18 protein-coding genes are annotated in these 20,552 nt (G+C 36.5%); 8 read left to right on the top strand and 10 right to left on the bottom strand.

What is annotated here, in order from left to right; translation table 11 throughout:
• Position 1: 1 nt before the first annotated feature.
• From Q7J67_04270 to Q7J67_04315, 10 genes are all read right to left on the bottom strand, one after another.
• Positions 2–1,117 (bottom strand): restriction endonuclease subunit S, encoded by a 1,116-nt coding sequence (locus Q7J67_04270; protein ID MDO9464495.1) that lies wholly within the window; start codon positions 1,115–1,117, stop codon positions 2–4.
• Positions 1,107–2,276, bottom strand: coding sequence for a DUF4263 domain-containing protein (locus Q7J67_04275; protein ID MDO9464496.1), 1,170 nt, complete (start codon positions 2,274–2,276; stop codon positions 1,107–1,109). The genes Q7J67_04270 and Q7J67_04275 overlap by 11 nt, the downstream gene beginning before the upstream one ends.
• Before the next feature lie 3 nt (positions 2,277–2,279).
• On the bottom strand, positions 2,280–3,752 hold the full coding sequence (locus Q7J67_04280) for an N-6 DNA methylase (GenBank protein ID MDO9464497.1): 1,473 nt from the start codon (positions 3,750–3,752) through the stop codon (positions 2,280–2,282).
• Between the two features lie 212 nt (positions 3,753–3,964).
• The gene (locus tag Q7J67_04285; GenBank protein MDO9464498.1) at positions 3,965–4,147 is read right to left on the bottom strand and encodes a hypothetical protein; all 183 of its coding nucleotides are present in this window, start codon (positions 4,145–4,147) and stop codon (positions 3,965–3,967) included.
• 115 nt (positions 4,148–4,262) lie between these two features.
• Complete coding sequence (locus Q7J67_04290; protein ID MDO9464499.1) at positions 4,263–5,348, bottom strand: mechanosensitive ion channel family protein; 1,086 nt, start codon at positions 5,346–5,348, stop codon at positions 4,263–4,265.
• Positions 5,349–5,383: 35 nt separating this feature from the next.
• Complete coding sequence (gene glmS, locus Q7J67_04295; protein MDO9464500.1) at positions 5,384–7,210, bottom strand: glutamine--fructose-6-phosphate transaminase (isomerizing); 1,827 nt, start codon at positions 7,208–7,210, stop codon at positions 5,384–5,386.
• 3 nt (positions 7,211–7,213) lie between these two features.
• A complete protein-coding gene (locus tag Q7J67_04300) occupies positions 7,214–8,458 on the bottom strand; it encodes a Glu/Leu/Phe/Val dehydrogenase (GenBank protein ID MDO9464501.1) in 1,245 nt (414 codons plus the stop codon).
• A gap of 16 nt (positions 8,459–8,474) precedes the next feature.
• A complete protein-coding gene (locus Q7J67_04305) occupies positions 8,475–8,816 on the bottom strand; it encodes a P-II family nitrogen regulator (protein MDO9464502.1) in 342 nt (113 codons plus the stop codon).
• 76 nt (positions 8,817–8,892) lie between these two features.
• On the bottom strand, positions 8,893–10,326 hold the full coding sequence (gene gatB, locus Q7J67_04310) for an Asp-tRNA(Asn)/Glu-tRNA(Gln) amidotransferase subunit GatB (protein MDO9464503.1): 1,434 nt from the start codon (positions 10,324–10,326) through the stop codon (positions 8,893–8,895).
• Positions 10,323–10,487, bottom strand: coding sequence for a hypothetical protein (locus tag Q7J67_04315; protein MDO9464504.1), 165 nt, complete (start codon positions 10,485–10,487; stop codon positions 10,323–10,325). Before Q7J67_04315 ends, gatB begins: the two co-directional genes overlap by 4 nt.
• A 277-nt stretch (positions 10,488–10,764) precedes the next feature.
• On the opposite strand from Q7J67_04315, the gene Q7J67_04320 reads away from it, so the two are divergent.
• The 8 genes from Q7J67_04320 to Q7J67_04355 all read left to right on the top strand — a co-directional run bounded on the left by Q7J67_04320 (position 10,765) and on the right by Q7J67_04355 (position 20,550).
• Positions 10,765–10,986, top strand: coding sequence for a type II toxin-antitoxin system HicB family antitoxin (locus Q7J67_04320; protein ID MDO9464505.1), 222 nt, complete (start codon positions 10,765–10,767; stop codon positions 10,984–10,986).
• Positions 10,983–11,204 (top strand): type II toxin-antitoxin system HicA family toxin, encoded by a 222-nt coding sequence (locus Q7J67_04325; protein ID MDO9464506.1) that lies wholly within the window; start codon positions 10,983–10,985, stop codon positions 11,202–11,204. Before Q7J67_04320 ends, Q7J67_04325 begins: the two co-directional genes overlap by 4 nt.
• 192 nt (positions 11,205–11,396) lie before the next feature.
• Entirely contained in the window at positions 11,397–12,464 is a 1,068-nt protein-coding gene (locus Q7J67_04330; protein ID MDO9464507.1) for a substrate-binding domain-containing protein, read from the top strand.
• Positions 12,465–12,467: 3 nt separating this feature from the next.
• The gene (locus Q7J67_04335) at positions 12,468–15,353 is read left to right on the top strand and encodes a carbohydrate binding family 9 domain-containing protein (protein ID MDO9464508.1); all 2,886 of its coding nucleotides are present in this window, start codon (positions 12,468–12,470) and stop codon (positions 15,351–15,353) included.
• Positions 15,354–15,366: 13 nt separating this feature from the next.
• A complete protein-coding gene (locus Q7J67_04340; protein MDO9464509.1) occupies positions 15,367–16,128 on the top strand; it encodes a LamG domain-containing protein in 762 nt (253 codons plus the stop codon).
• 39 nt (positions 16,129–16,167) lie between these two features.
• Positions 16,168–16,815, top strand: a complete 648-nt coding sequence (locus tag Q7J67_04345) for a DUF1559 domain-containing protein (protein MDO9464510.1) — start codon at positions 16,168–16,170, stop codon at positions 16,813–16,815.
• Between the two features lie 92 nt (positions 16,816–16,907).
• Positions 16,908–18,332 carry a hypothetical protein gene (locus Q7J67_04350; protein MDO9464511.1) on the top strand — a complete coding sequence of 475 codons (1,425 nt, stop codon included), beginning with the start codon at positions 16,908–16,910 and terminating at the stop codon, positions 18,330–18,332.
• Positions 18,333–18,417: 85 nt separating this feature from the next.
• Entirely contained in the window at positions 18,418–20,550 is a 2,133-nt protein-coding gene (locus Q7J67_04355; protein ID MDO9464512.1) for a beta-galactosidase, read from the top strand.
• Positions 20,551–20,552: the final 2 nt, after the last annotated feature.

A 20,552-nucleotide genomic window follows, 5' to 3' on the forward strand; every position in this document is an offset into this window, starting at 1 on the left:
GTCACAATTTTCCCTCAAAAGCTTTCTGTAATATTGATTTCTTAAATTCTTCTAAGTTTGCGAGTTTGTGATTATAGATTGTTTCAAGCTTTTTGGTTTCGGCTGAAAGCGCATCAAGTTTTGCGACGATACTTTTTTGTTCGGTTATTGATTTCGGAAATTTAAAAACTATTTGTTTTAATGCTCCGCCATTAAATTGAGGTTGCGCTGAGCCAGCCGATAATTGACTGACTTGATCCCAGTAAAGCCTAGACTTTGAAAAATACCAATACAACTTACTCGAAATTTCTTTTTTAAATTTCATTCTGATAAGATACGACGCAAATACTGCCTTTTCCTCACCTTTAAATAATAATACATTGCCAGCTGAAGCACCCGTTCGTGCCATCAATAAATCACCGTCTTTCAAAATATACTTGTTCGATTCTTTAAAAGAATTTATATACATCTTTTTTTCTTGTGTCAATAAACCATTCTTATCTGTATCAGTAATTCTTACAAATCTATAATCACCTTTGCATCTCGCTTTTTCCGTATATCCATATTCAACATCACAAACATCGCTCAAATTATCCTCTTCCCATTTTTCATTACTAAAAACACTCTGCAAATACGATTCGAAAATTTCTTTGGCGTTTTGAAGATTTTTTTTCGCATTTTTCTTTGATTTTTCAACCTTATCAAAAACTTCATCTAAAACTTTAACGATTCGCTTTTGTTCTTGAGATGATGGTAATGGAATTTCAAAGTTTTCGAGCATTCCCATTTTTATATACGGCATCGTATTTCCAAGTTTTTGCTTGGAAACTGTATCTTTAAGCATTCCCTCTAAAAAATGAAGTAAAAATGGAACTGAAATATCTTTAAAATTAAAGAGAACATATGTACGTTGATATGCTTCAAACTTTCCTTTGTAGTAACTTACGTGTCCTACATCTCCATTGCCTGCAACAAGAATTGCTTCCATATCAAAAGAATATTCATCGCTATAAGTATGTTCTCTGGCACAAGTAAAAAATGGGTATTTACCATTAAGATTACCTTGATTGACATCTTTCTTGCCAGTTTTTATATCACACACCTCTCCAAGTTTTTTTATTTTCCAGTTATTTTTCATAAAATGAAATTATTCTATTCCCATTTTCTAAAAGTTGATCATAAGAAATAATATCAATATCATGCAAACTAGAATTCAAGAAATGAAGAGCCTCGTTTTCTTCTTTGTTAAAATTCTTTGTCCTACCAATAATAAGTCTTATCCTTGGTCTAAGTATTCTAACAAAATGTTCTTGCTCTAAAGTTTTTTTATAATCTTCAATCCTTTGTAAATATATCAAACACTGACCAATGGCTTCGGAAAAATCACTTGTTGGAAAGTAACAGCGATGAGAGTTGTCGTATCTAAATAACTTATATTTCGGATTTGGCCTTTTTATTTCAATTAAACTTAGAAAACCGTCTGGGGTTTCAAGAATAATGTCCGCTTGAGAATTATCTTCCCCTATTTTTCTAAAAGGATGTTTTTTGTGGTACTCAACTCCAAAAATCCAAAGATTGTTTTCTATCCAATTATGAAATATTTTTTCTGGTTGATCGGCTTTGTATTTATTTAATTCACCGTCCAATTTTACTAATTTGAGAAAATTAATATCGTTTTCAACTTCCATAAGTTTTCCGAGTACCTTGAGTGACTTTTTATGCTCCTTTTGCTTTATGGCTGCATCAAGGCTTTCTATTTCATATAAGTCAATATTATCAATAAACTTTTGAAGCAATTTGTTCTTTTCGGCTTTTTCTATGTTATTAAAAAGCTGAAAAAGTTGTTCTGGAGTTAAAGGTTGTGATCCTTCCAGCAATTGTGTTAACGCTTTCTCTCTTTCTATTACTTCATCTATTTTCTTGTCTGTGAATCTTAGATTTTGTCTTGACGATAGATCAAGCAAATCCAATGATTCAAGAAATTTTATAAAACGAGTTAATGCACCCCCATGGAAACTAAAAGATTGATTGTGTGGTGCTCCAGTCTTTTTTGAAAACCTCTGGATTCGAACAGAAAAATCAGTTGTATCTTCATTGTAAATTGCAGTTATTTCTTGAGTTGAGCTTTCACGAATAACTTCAAAAACCTTCTTCGTTTTTTGTTCATAATAAAAATCTTTAAAATCATTCAAATCAAAAACTTTTGAGACATATCGAATATTACCCTCTTTACCAATTGGATGGCTAACATAAGTAATGTCAGGGTTTTTATTTTTAGCATACTCTCCGTCATTCATATTTTACACCCACTTTGTTATAGATTTTAAAATTTCCGCACCCTCTTTATCCAAAACCTTTATCTCATCCAGAATCTTTTTCGGTTCCCTCAGCACTGTTTCATCCTTTTTATGTGGATTCTTCACCGAGAGATCATAAGTTTTCTGGTCAATATCTTTTATATCAATCGTCCATGAGTTTTCAGAATCAGCTTTTACTTTTTGCAGTTTTACAAATTCTGCCAGGTCATCTTCATTCAATGGATTCGTTTTACCAAGATTTCTATTCAGATTAAGTTGATAGAACCAAATCTTTTTTGTCGGCGTTCCTTTTTCAAAGAAAAGAACAACCGTTTTTACACCGGCACCCTGAAAAACACCGCCGGGTAAGTCTATAACCGCATACAAATTGCAGCTTTCCAGTAAAGTCCGCCTCAAGGATGTGGAAGCATTATCCGTATTTGAAAGAAATGTGTTTTTGATAACAACTCCCGCTTTCCCACCTGCTTTTAATATCTTGATGAAATGTTGGAGAAACAGAAAAGCTGTCTCACCTGTTTTGATTGGAAAGTTTTGTTGAACTTCTTTCCGTTCTTTTCCGCCAAACGGTGGATTTGCCAGAATAATATCGTATCTATCTTTTTCCTGTATGTCGGAGATATTCTCGGAAAGTGTGTTTACATGTAAAATATTCGGCGCTTCAATACCGTGAAGTATCATGTTCATAGTGCCGATGATGTATGCCAGAGATTTTTTCTCTTTCCCGTAAAAAGTACTCTTTTGAAGAATCTGCATGTCTTTGATGGTTAAAGTAGAGACGGAAAATCTTCCGTCTCTACTGTTTTTTAAGTATTCAAATGCTTCACATAAAAACCCCGCAGAACCAACAGCGCCGTCATAAATGGTATTGCCTATCTTTGGGGCAACAACTTTTACAATAGTTTTAATCAATGGGCGCGGTGTGTAATATTCCCCGCCGTTTCTTCCTGCATTACCCATATTCTTAATTTTTCCCTCATAAAGATGGGACATCTCATGCTTTTCTTTATGGGTTCTGAATTTTAGTTCATCAACAAGATTTATCACTTCACGCAAATTATATCCGCTTTGCACCTTGTTTTTTAATTCGCTGAATATCTCGCCGATCTTATATTCGATGGTTGCTGCATTTTCTGGTGCCTTGAATTTTTTCAGATATGGGAAAAGTTTATGGTCAACAAAATCTTTTAAGTCATCGCCACCGAGGGCTTTGTGGTGGTCGAGTTTGCCGTCTTTATCTTTAGGAACAGCCCATATCTTCCATTTAAACTCTTTATCAATTATAGGCGTATATGATTTGCCGGATAAATCCGCTTTAGTCTTTTTGTCTTTTTCTAAATCATCAAGATATTTAAGGAATAAAACCCATGAGGTTTGTTCTACATAATCCAATTCACTACTGCACCCTGCATCTTTGTGTAGTATGTCATCAATATTTTTAAAAGTTTGCTCAAACACGTAAAAACCCTTTTTAAAAAATATCCGCTATTTCAAATTTCCCCGATTATACTCCACCATCCATCAAACCCCAAAACCCCAAAGAAAAAAGGGCACAAGATATTGTGCCCCTACACAAAAAAAGGGCGGAGGCAAGCACCGCCCCTACAATATAAAAATCCAAATGCCAAAAATGACTTATTGCCCTATTTATTACCCCATTCATATATTTATTACCCTATTCGTTTCCATTTTGCAGACTGTCCCTTGCCGAGACAGACAATTCGCTTTTCTTTCTGCAATTGCCTGAACACGACTCTGATCATATCCCTGCTTATTCCCGGACACAATTTCTCAATATCAGATATGGCAAACTCTCCAACTTCCCCAATTATACCCCACCATCCCAAATTCATAAAGAAAAAAGGGCGGAGGCAAGCCCCGCCCCTACAATTACATCCCCCTGAATCCCCCTTCAAATGGGGAATAGAAAAGTGATCAGTAAACAGTAAGGAATAGAAGAAGTGGATTTTATGACTTCGTCTTTTCTGAATTCTCCAGATAGATTGACTGCGTTGGGAAAGCAAATTCTATTTGGTTCTCTTCAAACTGCTTTTTGATTTCCAGATTTATTTCCTCTGTTGCCTGAAGAAATTCCTGATATTTTGTATATTTGCACCAGTGCATTATAAGTATGTTTAGAGAGTAATCTGCATATTCCTTGAAATACACCCAGGACTTCTCCGTTGAAGCATGATTCTTTAAAACGCTTCTTAATATCTTTAATGCTTTTTTTAGCTTATCATAGCTTGTGTTATATGTAACACTTATTGTATACATATTCTTTATAAATGGACGCTTCTGAATATTATTGATTATGGATTCTACAACTTTACCATTTGGCACTATAACCAGTGTCCCATCCAATGTTCTTATCTTTGTACTGCGCAGTCCAATAGACTCAATCGGACCATCATAACTCTCAATCTGAACTCTGTCGCCAATCTGAAAAGGTTTATCAATAAAAATCGTTAGTGCGCCAAAAAAATTAGAGATACTATCCTTTGCTGCAAGCGCAATTGCAACACCTCCAATACCCATACTGACAAGAATGGATTTAATATCATAATTCATATTGTCCAGGATCACTGCTACTGTTATTATCCAGATGAAAATCTTTGCTACTTTTTGAAGAATAGGCAGTAATTGATCATCAAGCTTGGATTCTGTCCTTTCAACGTAAGGGGCCAAATACTCGATAAAAATATCAACTGCTTTAACAAGAAAATAGGCAATATTAACAGCAATCGCTATTTTTAGAATATGTTCGGCTCCCATTTTTGCAATCTGAGGAATATTAAGGATTTCTACGATTGTTACTATTCCAATAGTATACAGCAGGAACGACAGAGGCCCGCGCAGAGAATCTAAGGTCTTACTCACGATGCGTAATTTCAAATTCTTAAATTTACTAAACACCTTCTTTAATCTGTTAATTACCATTACATTCAATACCCTGTTTGCAATACCTGCAGCCAGCAGGATGCCAAAACAAAGAATATAGACCGATACTGAATTACCCATAAACTGAATCCTAAATAAATTCATTAAACTCATTTCACATCATCTCCTCTCTTATGGGTTGAAACCCCTTATTCAACTGTTACACTTTTAGCTAAATTACGGGGCTGATCAACATCACAACCCTTTAATACTGCTATATAATATGCTAATAATTGAAGCGGTATAACAGCTAAAATAGGCGACAGTGGAACAGAAGTATGAGGTATTACTATCAAATCATCTGCCATTTTCTTAATTTCAGGAGATTCTTCATCTGTTAATACTATAACCCTCCCGCCTCTTGATTTTATCTCCTCAATATTGCCCAGCATTTTCTCATAGCGGCGTCCCTTGAGAGCTAAAACTACTACCGGCATATTCTTATCTATTAGTGCGATAGGTCCATGCTTCATCTCAGCTGCAGGATAACCTTCAGCATGAATATACGAAACCTCTTTTAATTTAAGAGCTCCCTCAAGCGCAACCGGAAAGCCCTTGCCTCGTCCCAAATATAAAAAATTCCGGTTCTGATAATACTTACGGGCAATCCTTTGTATCTCTTCTTTTTTATCAATCAATTCGTCCGCTTTTTTGACTAAGAGTCTTAGATTCTGAACCAGTTCTATGCTCTCGGCCTCCCTCAAGAATCCCTTTGTTTGCGCAATATTAATAGCCAATAAATAGAGCATTACCAATTGCGTGGTAAAAGCCTTAGTAGAGGCAACCCCTATTTCCGGTCCGGCATGAGTATACAAAACCACATCAGACTCTCTGGAAATAGAGCTTCCAACAACATTACAAATGGAAACTACAGGACACTCACTCTTTCGTGTCTCTTCTACAGATGCCAGAGTATCTGCAGTTTCACCTGATTGACTGATAGCTAATAATACTGTTCCACGATCGATAATCGGGTTTCGATATCTAAATTCAGCTGCATAATCAACCTCAACTGGGATACGTGCTATATCCTCAATTAAATATTTGCCTACCAGACCAGCATGCCATGAAGTACCGCAGGCAGTAATAACAAGCCTTTCTAATTTCTTAATTAAAACATGTTGTTGTTTAAATTCTTCTAAATATATTCTGCCTGTATCTATTTGTGCTCTTCCTCTTATTGTTTCCTCTATTGCTCGAGGCTGCTCACATATTTCTTTTAACATAAAGTGGTCAAAACCTACCTTTTCTGCCATAGTACTATCCCACTTTATTGATACGCTTTTAAATTTTCTCTCAACTTCTCCCTTATAAACCTTTACTTTATCCTTTGTAAGCACCCCTACTTCTCCATCCTCCAAATATACTACCTGCCTGGAATAATTCAAAAAAGCGGGAACATCTGAACCTACAAAATTTTCGTCTTTTCCCAGACCAATAATTAAGGGACTTTTAGAACGGGCAACTACTATTTTATCAGGCTCATCTTCGCTAATTACAGCCAATGCGTAAGAGCCATTTATTTCTCCTAAGACCGTTCTCAGCGCTTCAAGCAGTCCTTTGCTTATGTTGTCCTCTATTAAGTGCGCTATTACCTCTGTATCAGTTTCAGATTCAAACTTATGTCCTTCTGAGATTAGCTGCGTTTTAAGCCCAAGATAATTTTCTATGATTCCGTTATGAACTACTACCAAACGTTTACTGCAGTCAGTGTGGGGATGGGCATTCTCCTCGGAGGGCTTTCCATGAGTTGCCCATCTGGTATGACCTAATGCTATATTCCCTGACAAATTCTCTTTGCCAATCTTTTCTTCTAACTTATTTATCTTTCCTTCCGCTCGAAATCTCTTTAGATTACCATCATCTAAAACAGCAATACCCGATGAATCATAACCACGATACTCCAGCTTCTTTAATCCTTCAAGTACTATTGGAACTGCTTTACGATAGCCGATATATCCTATAATTCCACACATAATCTATGGATATAATCCTCTTATCTTTATAGCTTCTGCTACTCTGCCTACAGCAAGCATATATGCAGCCATTCTCATATCAACATTCTCTTTTTCAGATATTGCCAGAACATCGTAAAATGCTTTTGTCATAATATCTCTCAGTTTGAGATTAACTTCTCTCTTACTCCAGAAGTAACTTTGTAATCCCTGGACCCATTCAAAATATGAGACAGTTACTCCTCCTGCATTTGCCAGAATGTCAGGAACTACATATATCCCTTTCTGTTTTAGTATATTATCTGCCTCATTAGTTATGGGGCCATTAGCAGCCTCAACAATAATCTTGGCCTTAATCTCCTCAGCATTATCCTCTCTTATCTGTCCTTCTAAGGCAGCAGGTATCAAAATATCACACTTTAACTCAAGCAGACTCTTATTCTCTATAGAATCTGCATCCTTATATTTAGCCACACTACCTGTATTAGCTAAATGCTCACTAAGCTTATTTATATCTAATCCATGAGGATTATAAATACTTCCGTAAACATCACCAACAGCTATAACTTTGCAGCCCTCCTTATAAAGCAATTCTGCAGTTGCTCTTCCAACATTGCCGTATCCTTGAATAACGATAGATGTATTCTCTATATCCATATCAAAATGCTTAAGCGTATTCAACGCTGTGTACGTCACACCTCTTCCCGTAGCTTCTTCCCTTCCCTGAGAACCGCCTACAGATATAGGTTTCCCTGTTACCACACCGGGAACAACATACCCCTTATCCATGCTGTACGTATCCATAATCCACGCCATAATCTGAGGATTTGTGTTCATATCAGGAGCTGGAATATCCCTCTCAGGCCCTATTATCATTATTATTTCAGAAGTATATCTTCTTGTAAGTCTTTCTATCTCCCCTATTGACATCTTGACCGGGTCACAGATAACCCCACCCTTTGCTCCACCGTATGGTATTCCAACAACAGCGCACTTCCATGTCATAAGCATTGCTAATGCTTTGACTTCATCAAGAGTTACATCCGGATGGAATCTAATTCCACCTTTAGAGGGTCCACGATGTGTATTATGCTGCACCCTATAACCAGTAAACACCTCAAAACCACCATTATCTAATCTTACAGGAATAGAAACTGTTAACTCTCTTACACATTTACTGAGCCTCTTATGCGCTACTTCGTTCAGATTTACCTTTTCTGCTACATTGTCAAGCAACTCTAAGGCATTATGCCACAGATTAAACGCCATAATTCACCCCCATTAGTTATTCTATTGCGCTTCTTCCTCTTTCTCTCGTTCTAACACGTATCACGTCTTCAACAGGCAGTACAAATATTTTCCCTGCGCCAATCTGCCCGGTTCTGGCAAGCCTTTGTATTACATCAATTATATCCTCAACCCTTTCCTCCTCAGTAACAATCTCTATCTTTACTTTTGGTAAAAAATTAATAGACTCATTATTTTTAACATTTTTCAGGTGCCCCTTTTGTTTTCCACAACCACTTACTTCAGTGATTGTCATCCCATCAATTGCTATTTCTCTGAAACCTTCTTTTATCTCTTTTAATTTAAACGGCTGAACAATACACTCTATCTTCTTTAACATAGCAACTTTCTCCCTTTACATTTTTGTGTATGATATCAAATATTAGCTTAATGTCCAAACAAGTTGCAGAGATTCTTCAGGACAATTTTGATTTTAAGATCCTATTTACGAGCTGAGGATTTGCTTTGCCCTTTGTCTCTCTCATAATTTGACCTACAAGAAAACCTAATGCATTCTGCTTCCCGGATTTAAAATCATCAACTGGTTTTGGATTTCGTTGAACAATCTTGTCAATTATCGAAACCAGTTTCCCCTCATCTGAAAGTTGAACCAGGTCTTTTTCTGACACAATTTGTTTTGCATTCTTTCCAGTACATACCATATCCTGAAATACGTCCTTGGCAATCTTCCCGCTTACTGTTCCATTCTCAATTAAACCAAGCAGTTCTCCTAATTGTTCCGGAGACACATTAAGATTATCTATATTGATCTTTTTCCCCTTAAGAGCTGCTAAAATATCGCCTGTTATCCAGTTTGCAATCATTTTACAATTTGAAAAATGCTTTGAACACTCTTCAAAATAATCTGCAATCCTTTTATCCATTGTAAGCACTTCCACATCATAATCAGAAAGTCCATACTCCTTTTTTAATCTATCCCTGCGTGCTTTTGGAAGTTCAGGGAGACTTTGTCTCGTTTTATTCACCCATTCTTTATCAATATTTATCCTCACCAGATCAGGCTCTGGAAAATACCTATAATCATGAGCTTCCTCCTTACTCCTCATGGATTCTGTTCTATTAAGATCTGTATTCCAAAGGCGTGTCTCCTGAATTACTCTCTTTTCTTCATCAATCGCTTTTTTCTGACGTATAATTTCGTACTCAAGAGCTTTCTCGACACCTTTAAACGAATTCATGTTTTTTAGTTCTGTCTTTGTTCCGAGTCCGCTTTCTCCCACAGGTCTTATTGAGATATTCGCGTCACAGCGAAGACTGCCTTCTTCCATATTACAGTCAGAAATCTCCAGATATTCCAGTATTTGCTTTAAAGATACAAGATATTGATATGCTTCCTCAGGAGAGTTTATATCAGGTTCTGAGACAATCTCAAGCAAGGGCACGCCGGCTCTATTCAAATCAACTCTGGTCCTTGAATCTTCTGAATTTTCAGAATGAATCAGCTTCCCAGCATCTTCTTCCATGTGAACTCTGGTTATGCGTATTTTTTTTACCTTCCCATCAAGCTTAATCTGAATCCAGCCATTTTCCCCAAGAGGCATATCATATTGCGATATCTGATAACCTTTTGGAAGATCAGGATAAAAATAGTTCTTCCTGTGGAATATACACCTCTCAACGACAGTGCAATTAGTTGCTAATGCCGTTTTAATAGCGGACTGAACCACATTCTTATTCAAAACAGGCAGTACACCCGGAAGCCCCAAGCAAACAGGACATGTTTGTGTATTTGGAGACGCACCAAAATTCGTACTGCATCCACAAAATATTTTAGTCTTTGTTGAAAGCTGAACATGAACTTCCAGCCCAATCACCGGTTCGTAATTCATATTAACTTTGAAGGTTTCTGAATAGTATTTACAATCTTCTGTAAGGAAATAAGTATTTTTATCTTTTCTTCAAAAGGTATTTTTGCAAGTTCTTTATGAAATAGCTCTTTTTTTTTAAATAATTCCATTCGTGTTATTATTCTATATATCTTCCATAACAATCTTTACATCTTTAGCTTTATCTTTATTCACAATGACTGTCCTTTATAAAAGCTTAAATTTTTCAGTCAAGCCATATTTACGCAAAATTCCCCCACCTATAGCATAATCTTTAATTAATCCCTTCTCACGAAGTTCATTTATAATTTCTATTGCTTTATCCATGACATCTTATTTTAACCTTATTTCCCGAAAATACAATCACAAAAACTTGACAAGTATGATACCATAGCTATATTATATAGAAGTTGGTACGTAAAGAAGATGAAGGAGTTAGAAATGAAGACATATAATTTAACAGTAGTAATCGAAAAAGACGAAGATGGACGATATCTTGCTATATGCCCAGCTCTTCAGGGCTGCTATACAGAGGGAGAAACAGAAGAAGAAGCTCATGCATTGATTGAGGACGCTATTAAACTTCATATCGAGGACCGTCTTGAAATTGGCGAGCCAATTTATGAAGAAGTGGATGTGTCAAAAGTCAAAGTTGCAGTATGAGTCCTCGGCTACCTTCCCTGAATGCTCGTCAAATCATTAAAATCTTAAGAAACCATGGATTTGTCCTAGCTCGCCAAAGTGGTAGCTACGCAATTTTTCGCCATTCAGATGGACGAAGGACAACTATTCCTGTCCACGGCAAGAAAGATATTGGTCGTGGACTTCTCCGTCAGATTATGCGGGATACAGAAATTTCTCTAGATGACTTGTTAAAATAGCGTAAATATTCAGTAAACCCCGTGTCATTGCGAGGAGTACAACGACGAAGCAATCTGTCATTCCGCACTTGATGCGGAATCCAGTAGTGTTCAAGAAAAATAAAAGAATGGAAAAAGTTCTTGACAAAGAAAATGTTTTGCGCTAAAGTAAAATTAACTCGGGATACTGAGATAATTCTTGGAGACTTTTAGATGAAAATTGATAAAAATAGCCCTCTACCACGATATTATCAATTAATGTCTATTATTAAGCGCAAAGCTTCCAGGTTAAAAGCTGGTGACAAGATAGATACAGTAGTGAAATTATGCGCTAAATATAAACTGAGCAAAGCTACTGTTGAAAAGGCAATCTCTGAACTTGTAAAACAAAATATATTGGTTAGTCAAGTAGGTAGAGGTACTTTTGTCCAATCTTCAACATATAGAGAAAAACAATCTTATAATAAAAATGTAGGGTTATTCTTAAACAGCTCTTACTCTCAAGGTTCCAGTAAGAGCGGAAATATTGGATTCTATGGAGATTTGCTGGAAAAACTTCATGAGTTTTTAAATAAAGAAAACTTTAATGTAAAACATTATTTTTTAAAAGACGGAAATCTCTCCAAACTAATATTAGAAAATGATGCTCTTAAGAACATGCTTGGAGCGATTTTTATTGGAACATATTCTGGTGATAACAAAGCTCTATTTAAAACTATCCCAAGTGTATTTGTTGACTGTGAGATAAATAATAGAAATACAATATCAATAGTTGGCAAAAATGTCTCAGGCGGAAAAGAAGCAACAAGGTATCTTATATCTCTAGGGCTTAGAAAAATCGGATTTATAGGATATCCCCACCCAAATTATAAATTAAGGCATCAAGGATATTGCGAAGCATTAAATTCTGCCAAAATAGCGATTAATAACAAAATCGTATGGTTTGATCATAGGAAAGCAAACGAAGACTTAAGAAAAACTCCGTCTATTGTTGATGCTTTATTTTGTTGTGCAGACGGAATTACTGTCAGGGTTGTAAACTCGCTGCATAAAAACGGCATCAATATTCCGAAAGATATAAGTGTAATATCATATGATGATACAGATATATTGACGCATATTGAGCCTTCGATTACAAGCATTTCTGTGGACAGAGATGAAATGGCAATAAAGGCAATTGATGCTCTGCAAAAGATGATTAAGAAAGAAATAAAGACTGGTGAACCCATAGAAGTTTCAACAAAACTGATTGTAAGAAATTCAACCAAACAGGAGGAATGATTTATGAAAAAAAGAAGTGTATTGTTTCGTAAGATTATAGTATGCGCATTCAGTATCACAACAATGCTTTTAGGGCAAGCAGAAGGAGAAACTACAATGAAGGCAATAAGAACAAGTTCTCCACCTACTATTGACGGAAAGCTGACAGATTCCTGCTGGCAGAGGGCAATACCAATCACCAATTTTAAAATAAATAATACAAATAATCCTGCAAAATACCAGAGTATTGGTTATATCCTCTACGATGATAACAATGTTTATGTGGGAATGAAATGTCTCGACCCAAATATAAATAATATAAGAACTAGTTTGAAAGAGCATGACGAGAGTGTATTTGGCGATGACTGTATAGAGATAATGTTAGATACAAAATTAGATATGACTGATTATTACCACTTTGCAGTAAATGCTTCAGGCTCTAAATTTGACCGTTCATGTGCCCAAGGTGGATGGCTTGGAGATTCAAGCTGGAATGGAACATGGAAAGCTAAATCTCATATAGGAAAAGACTATTGGTCATGTGAAGTTGCTATTCCATTTTACACTCTTGGAATAACGTCGAAAGTAAGCTCAACCTGGGGCATAAATCTCTGCAGGGAGAAGAAGAACCCTTTTGAGAATTCATCTATTGCAGAAGATGGCGCTTTTAATATTGCAGGAAGATTTCTAAAACTTGAAGGTTTGGATGCAGACTTCAAGAAATATTGTTATGAGGTTGGAAACATAACTATTTCAACAGAGATTAAGGATAAAAACCTGCATGCAGCAGTCAAGGCACCGGTAAAAAATCTAACAGGAAAAAAGCAAGAAGTTAAAATAGAGGGTTGGCTTATTGGTCCTGATAAAAAGCCTCATATAAAATCAGATATTTGGGAACTTGAATCAGAAGAGGAGAAGGATAATAAGATAGGTCCTTTTATTTTAAAGACTCAGGGTGAATATGATTGTTATTTTACAATAAGCGATCCTAAGACTCAGAAGACACTCTATCTTTCAAAAACAAAACTAAATGTCAGCTATGTACCAATGGCAATAAATGTAATAGAGCCCTTTTATCGAGACACAATATTTGAAACTCAAAATCTTGAGAAGGTTATTCTGGAAGTAAAGGTTAATCTTCCGGAAAAGGATTTGAAAGATAAAAAACTTTTCGTGGGTATAAAAGAAGAGAATAAATCAGAACTGGTTGTAGAAAAGATTATTGAATTACCATCAAAAATAAATAAAGTGGAATTTTCATGCAGTAAACTTCCATACGGTAAATTGCTTATAACCGCGAACCTTAAGGAGAAAAATGATACCTCAATTGCCGTGATAGAAAACAACCTCCAGAAACTTCCCTATAAAAAAGGGGAAGTATGGCTTGGAAAAGATTTAAACTGGTATGTTGATGGCAAACTCTTTTTCTTTAACGGAGCATGGTTACGTAACGGAATAATTGGAAATAATAGATATCTTAATGCAGTCTTTGCCTGGGATATGACTAAAGAGAGGAAGTTGCAGGGACAGAAAGTAGTCATACATTGCTTCACAATTACCAGAGCTGCACGTGATGAGAAGAAGATTGCTGAATTACAGGTAGAACTCAGGGAAAGAATACAAAAGTTTAGAGATGAGCCGGATTTGTTCGGCTACCACTTGGATGATGAACCAAGCATAGCTGTGAAAAATATGAGAGCCCTCTATGAGGTGGTACGAGAAGAAGACCCATATCATCCTGTTATAATAACACACTATACTTCTGAAGGGGGGCAAAACTATGTTGAAGGGGCTGATTACCACAGTTTTCACCGCTATCCCCCATACATGAAAAATAAAAAGATTAATGATATGTCTTCAATAATGGGTTTTGCTGATCACTTTCAAAAAATTGGAAAAGAGAGCAGGAAATTTATTGGGTATTTGGTCCAGGGTTTTAACTTTGGCGATTATTTGAAGATAAATGAACGTATTCGCTCATATTATGAAGCGCGCGGGGCAACTTTTATGACCATGATAGGCGGAGCTAAGGGTTTTATTCAATACAACAGACAGACTGACCATTACCCGGAAGTAAAAATAGGTGGTCCCTATCAAGTCCAAGAATTGGCATATTTAGGCAAGGCAATTACAGCGCCTAATAGTAAACTTGAAGTAAAAGCCAGTTCTGAGAAAATCAGGACACACCTGAAAGATGTAGATGGCCAGTTGTACCTTTTTGCAGTAAATGTCGATATGGAACCAAGCCAAGCAAGGATTACTATTCATGGAATAGGTAAATATTCTAATTTGCTCAATGTGATATCAGAGGATAGAAAGATAAAAATAAAGGAAGATTCTTTTAGTGATAAATTTGATGCATTTGAAGTCCATATATACACAACATCCCAGAAAAAGACAGGACTTACCACAGTAAAAGAGATATGCAGGATGATAGATGAGGCAAATCAAGCCCGCAGAAAGCCCGGCAATTTGGCATTTCAGATGCACGAAGGAGATACCGTAATAATTAGCGCTTCATCAAATAAAGGAGCAAGGCCAGAGAGAGAAGATCTTGGTTTATGGCATTTAGCGGACGGAGTTATTGACACCAAATTTGATGGCTATTGGAAGGCGATGTGGTGCGATAAAACTCCAAGTGAACTTCCTGACTGGGTTGAAATAAAACTACCAAGAAAGCATAATGTGGGAAGAGTAGTTGTATATCCATTTGAGAGGAGCCTCAAGGATTATGAAATTCAGGCATTCGTTGCAGGGAGGTGGAAAATTATGGACAAAGTATCTGGAAAAAATGAGGAGGTGATTGCTCATAGATTTAAGCAGGTAAATACAGACAGGATAAGAGTCTGGATTACAGGGACAAATGGTCCAAACTCAAAAATAACAGAGATAGAAATATATGAAAAATGAAAGGAGACAAAAGATGCAAAAAGGAATAAAGGTATTTTCAATAGGAATTCTGACAGGATTGCTGGTATTAACTTTCACGTTATTTGCTCTGTCTGAAGAAGAAAAAGGATTGGTTGGCTTTTGGAAGTTTGATAAAGGGGAAGGGACAGTGGTAAGAGACTCCAGCAGCAACAAGAATGATGGAACGATAATAAAACTAGGGAAATACACAAAATGGGTTGATGGCAGATTTGACAAAGCTCTGGAATTTGATGGGGAAGGAGGAGTAGAAAATGGTGGTGTTGTAATCAAGGGTACAAACAGATATGATTTCTCTAAAGGAATAACGATAGAAGCTTGGGTTAAGTTGAATGATAAACAAGTAAAAGTATGGCCTGGTTTTGATGAAATTGTAACTAATGCGGTAAAAGATAGAGGTGCAGGATTTAGATTTTTAATTTTTTATAATTCTTTGACTTTTTGGTCAGGAGACGGGGAGAAGAAGTGGGGAGTACGATCTAATCAGGCAAAATATCCTATCAAGAAGAATGTCTGGTATCATGTAGCCGGCACCTATGACGGTTCTGTATTTAAGGTGTATATAAATGGAGAAGAAGCTGGTGTAAGTGAGGAGAATCTAGCGCTTACTAAAGGACGTGATGCAATCACTGTTGGCTCTTTTATGTCAGGTTATGCCTATCCTTTTAATGGAATTATTGACGAAGTAAAAATTTACAACTATCCCAAAAGTGACATGGATATCTTACAAGATGCTAAAGGAGGAATTGATATCTAGGTAAATATATAAATCCAGAATAACAAGGAGGCAAGGAATATGGATATAATAAAATGGATCAGGCAAAGGGCTTCGTTTACGTTAATAGAACTTTTGGTTGTAATCGCTGTGATAGCGTTGCTTGCAAGTCTGCTTTTGCCGGCACTTACGAAGGCAAGAGAGGCGGCTAGAAGAATTAAATGTGTATCTAACTTAAGACAGATAGGATTAGCAGCATTGATGTATGCCCAGGACAATGAGGATTATCTTGCTTATTCATATGGGGGGACATCCTCTGCTCCTCGTCCTAATGGTGTACTTATTCAGACAGGATATCTAAAGGATAGCCCTATGTGGACCTGTCCATCCACCAAGCTTCCGAGGTGGAACCCGTATGGAGGGCCGGCTTGTTATACTGATACATACGCTTCCAATAAATGGTTAGCAGGATTCAAATTGGGTAAGGTCAAAGGACCGAGTAGTGTGATTTATTTTTGGGATGCACCAGATGCTGCAGGACCCGACGGGCATAACGGGGCACTATGTATAAACCGGTTTTATATTGCTAACCGTCACAATAATGGCAGCAACTATCTCTTTTGTGATGGACATGTCGGGTATTACATGATACCCGATTATCTTGCACCTGATACTGATGCTGGTCACAAGGAAATTATCCAAGGTATTACCATGTGGCCCGAACAATGATGAAGGGGCAAAAAAATACGTTTGAAGTTTCCCCCAGACAAAGGATATTCGCTTAAAGATATTTAGTTCTTTATAAATTAAAGGAAATATATATGGTTATTGATATTGATAGCTCCAAACAGCTATTTTTGGACGACTTATTAATAGAGAATACCTACAAAATTGGTCGGCTTGTTCATCAGCCTAAAAAAGATTCTAAAAATCCTTTAATAAAAAAAGGGGATAGAGAAAGTCCTCATTTTTATGGAACAGTTCTTTTTGATAACGGCAGATTCAGAATGTGGTACAGCACATTTTGGGGGAATGGGGATTGTGGCGGGATTGCTTATGCTGAGAGTGAAGATGGAATCTTTTGGGAGAAACCATCACTTGGATTAGTAGAAATTAAAGGAAATAGAAATAATAATCTTATATTTTTTGAAACAGCCCCGCAGGCAGTATTCCAGCCAAACGTGATAAAGCTGTCTGATGGAAATAAAGAGACGGGGCAATATCAAATGTTGTATTGGGATAGACCGTCTCTTGATAAAAGAACCCATGGGGTGAGTGTTGCGTTTTCTAATGATGGAATTCATTGGAAGAAATACGAAAAGAATCCTGTATGGAGCACCCCCTTGGATAGAAGCATGCATCAGGGAGAAGGCGGAGCTGATGATGTAATATGCGTTTCATATGACCGATTAACTGGAAAGTATCGGGCATTCAGGAGGGTTCTTCCTAACGAATCTCCGGTATATATGGGACCTGAAGATGATTACTTTAAAGCAGGAGATTACCTCAGAGTTATTGCTACTGCTGAGAGTGAAGACTCAATAAACTGGAAGAATTTTAAAGTAATATTGAGTCCTGACTTAGGTGATAGGGCTGATACTCAGTTCTATGGGATGGGAGGGTTTAATTATTTCGGCACATATATAGGAATGTTGTGGATGTACCACACCAATCCGCAGGATGGTACCATAGATGTCCAGCTTGCCACTAGCCGCGATGGGACAGATTGGAAAAGAGTTGGAAATCGGGAAATCTTTTTGTCTCTGGGGCGACATGGTGATTTTGACGAAAGAATGATTTTCACAGGCAATGAACCTCTAATTGTAGGGGATGAAATTTGGATATATTACAGCGGGCACAGTAACAAACATAATGAGCCAAAAAGAGAACAAACTCTTTCAGGAATTGGGCTTGCAAGGTTAAGGTTGGATGGCTTCGTTAGCTTGGAAGGACAGAGGAACATAGGAAGCATAAAAACTAAAGTCCTGAAATTTAAGGGAAATAAGTTACTTATTAATGGAAGAACTAAGCCCGATGGTTTCATAGGTGTTGAAATTCTTGATGAAAACGAAAATTCGATGAAAGGAAAAAATCTGGAAGATTGCGATAAGTTTATTGGAGATTCGGTTAAGAAAACGATTTCTTGGAGAGGAAAAGAAAGGTTAGAAAATTTGCAAGGAAGACCAATAAAATTACGATTTTACATTAAAAAGGGAGAGATTTACTCTTTTCAATTTACTGATTAATACAGAAAAAATCACCTGAAACAGCATATCACAGTGGTGAAAGCTATATCTTTAAAAATCTCAAAGCAAAAATAGAGGAACCAAAATGTTCGTATACGGAGTTCAATATCTAAGAGGCGAAACTCCCAGGATGGATCAGTGGGAAAAAGATTTTAAGAATATGAAGAAAATGGGAGTGAATACCATTCGTATCTGGCTGCTCTGGAACAGGCTGGAAATTAAGGAAGGTGTTATTGATTATGATTATCTTGATAAGATATTTGATTTGGGAGATAAGTATGATATTAAAATAGGATGTTTGTTTCACCTTCATGCTGCTCCTGAATGGGCAATTTGTAAATATCCGGAATATTATTATGTTAATGTAAAAGGAATTTCATTCTTGCCTTCTCCCAGAAGTAATACTCCATCAGGAGGATGGCCTGGACTTTGTTATGACAATAAAGAGGTTCAGGATATAACTCTGAATTTTATAAGCAAAGTCGTCTCTCACATTAAAGATAGAGAATCACTTTCTTTCTGGGAACCAATGAATGAACCTCATATGTTTTATGACGATTTGAATAATGATGAATATTGTTATTGTGAAGCGACAAAAAACGCATTCAGAAAATGGCTGAAAGAGAAGTATCCCTCTATATCAGCTCTAAATAAGGCATGGGGAAGGCGATTCATCGGTTTTGACCAGGTATTTCCACCAACATGGAAGATGAGCTATACAGACTGGATTGATTGGAGAACTTTTACAAAAGATAATCTCATTGCTGAGCTTAAAAGGCGAATAAATACTATAAGAAAAGTAAGTAATAAACCTGTCATTGGACATTCATATGGTGGAAGTCAGGTGCAGAATAATGTTCTTCCGGCAATGGCTTTTGATGACTGGGATAATGCTAGTATTATGAACAAATGGGGATGCAGTGGTTTTGCAAGTCGGTATTCAGACACAGTAGGAATCTCCCTGGCAATGGATACTACAAGAAATGCTGGAAGAAATAAAGAAATCTGGCAGTCTGAACTGGGCTGCGGACAATTAGGTACAGGAATAAATCCAAAAGGAGAAATCTCTGGCAAACAATTTGCTATGTGGACATGGCTCAGTGTTGCACATGGAGCTAAAGGGGTGCTTTACTGGCAGTACAGGAAGGAAAGGCATGGAACGGAAGCTAATTCTCTTGGAATGGTGAATTTTAATGGCTCAAAACCAAATGAAAGCGGCAGAGAATTTATGAAAATTGCAGAGGTCTTGAAAAAGAATGAAAACTTGTTTCTAAACTGTAAAATCCCTGAGTCTGAGGTTGCAATCCTGTTCAGTCCACGGTCGTATGCAATATACTGGTGTAAAAATAACAATACGACAACAATCCCCTCTCAATGTTTATTAGGGTATTACAATTTATTCTGGGAGAAGAATATTCCATGTGATATTATCCATGAATTACATTGTAAAAAAGAAGATCTATATAAATACAAACTAATAGTTCTTCCTTTTCCCGTTGCTCTGGACAATAAAATAGTAGAAGTCCTGAAAGATTATATCCATAAAGGCGGTACTGTCTTTTCTGACCCGTTCTTATGTGCGTTTGACCAAAACTTCTGGCTGGATGAAGGAAATATTCCAGGGAGAGGATTTGATAAGATATTCAAACTGGAGAATAAAGATGTATTTAAATTAAATCAGGGAAGGAAAGAGGTTGTGGTTATTAATGGCAAAAAAATTCCAATCAAAAATAGCTATTTTGTTGAAAAATATAATCCTTCCGGATGCAGTATTGTAGCCGTATATGATGATAAATCTCCTGCCATAACAGTTAATAAATACGGCAAGGGCAAAGCTATAATGTGTGGAATTAATCTTGGATTATCAAATTGCTCAGCTGTAGACTTAGGAGACCCTGATAAAAAAAGCAATTTATCCTTAGGTTTAGAAAAAAAGCTTATCCACGAAGTCTTTAACAAAATATTGGATATTACGAATATTTCGAAACCTTTATTAAATCTACCCGATGGAATACGTTTTAGAATGCTTACAGGCAAAAATAATGAAGATGTGCTTTTTTTAATTAATAATAGTTCAAAGGCAGTCAGTATTTCTCTTAAACTTTTAGATTATTACAAAACTGCATTGAACATGTTATCCACTGATAGGGAAAATTGGATAAATAAGTCTGTAAAACTTAAGGGTTATGAAACGAGAATTTTTAAGCTCTGTAGATAAGG

The organism is bacterium, from assembly GCA_030652805.1.
Lineage (GTDB): Bacteria > JAHJDO01 > JAHJDO01 > JAHJDO01 > JAHJDO01 > JAHJDO01.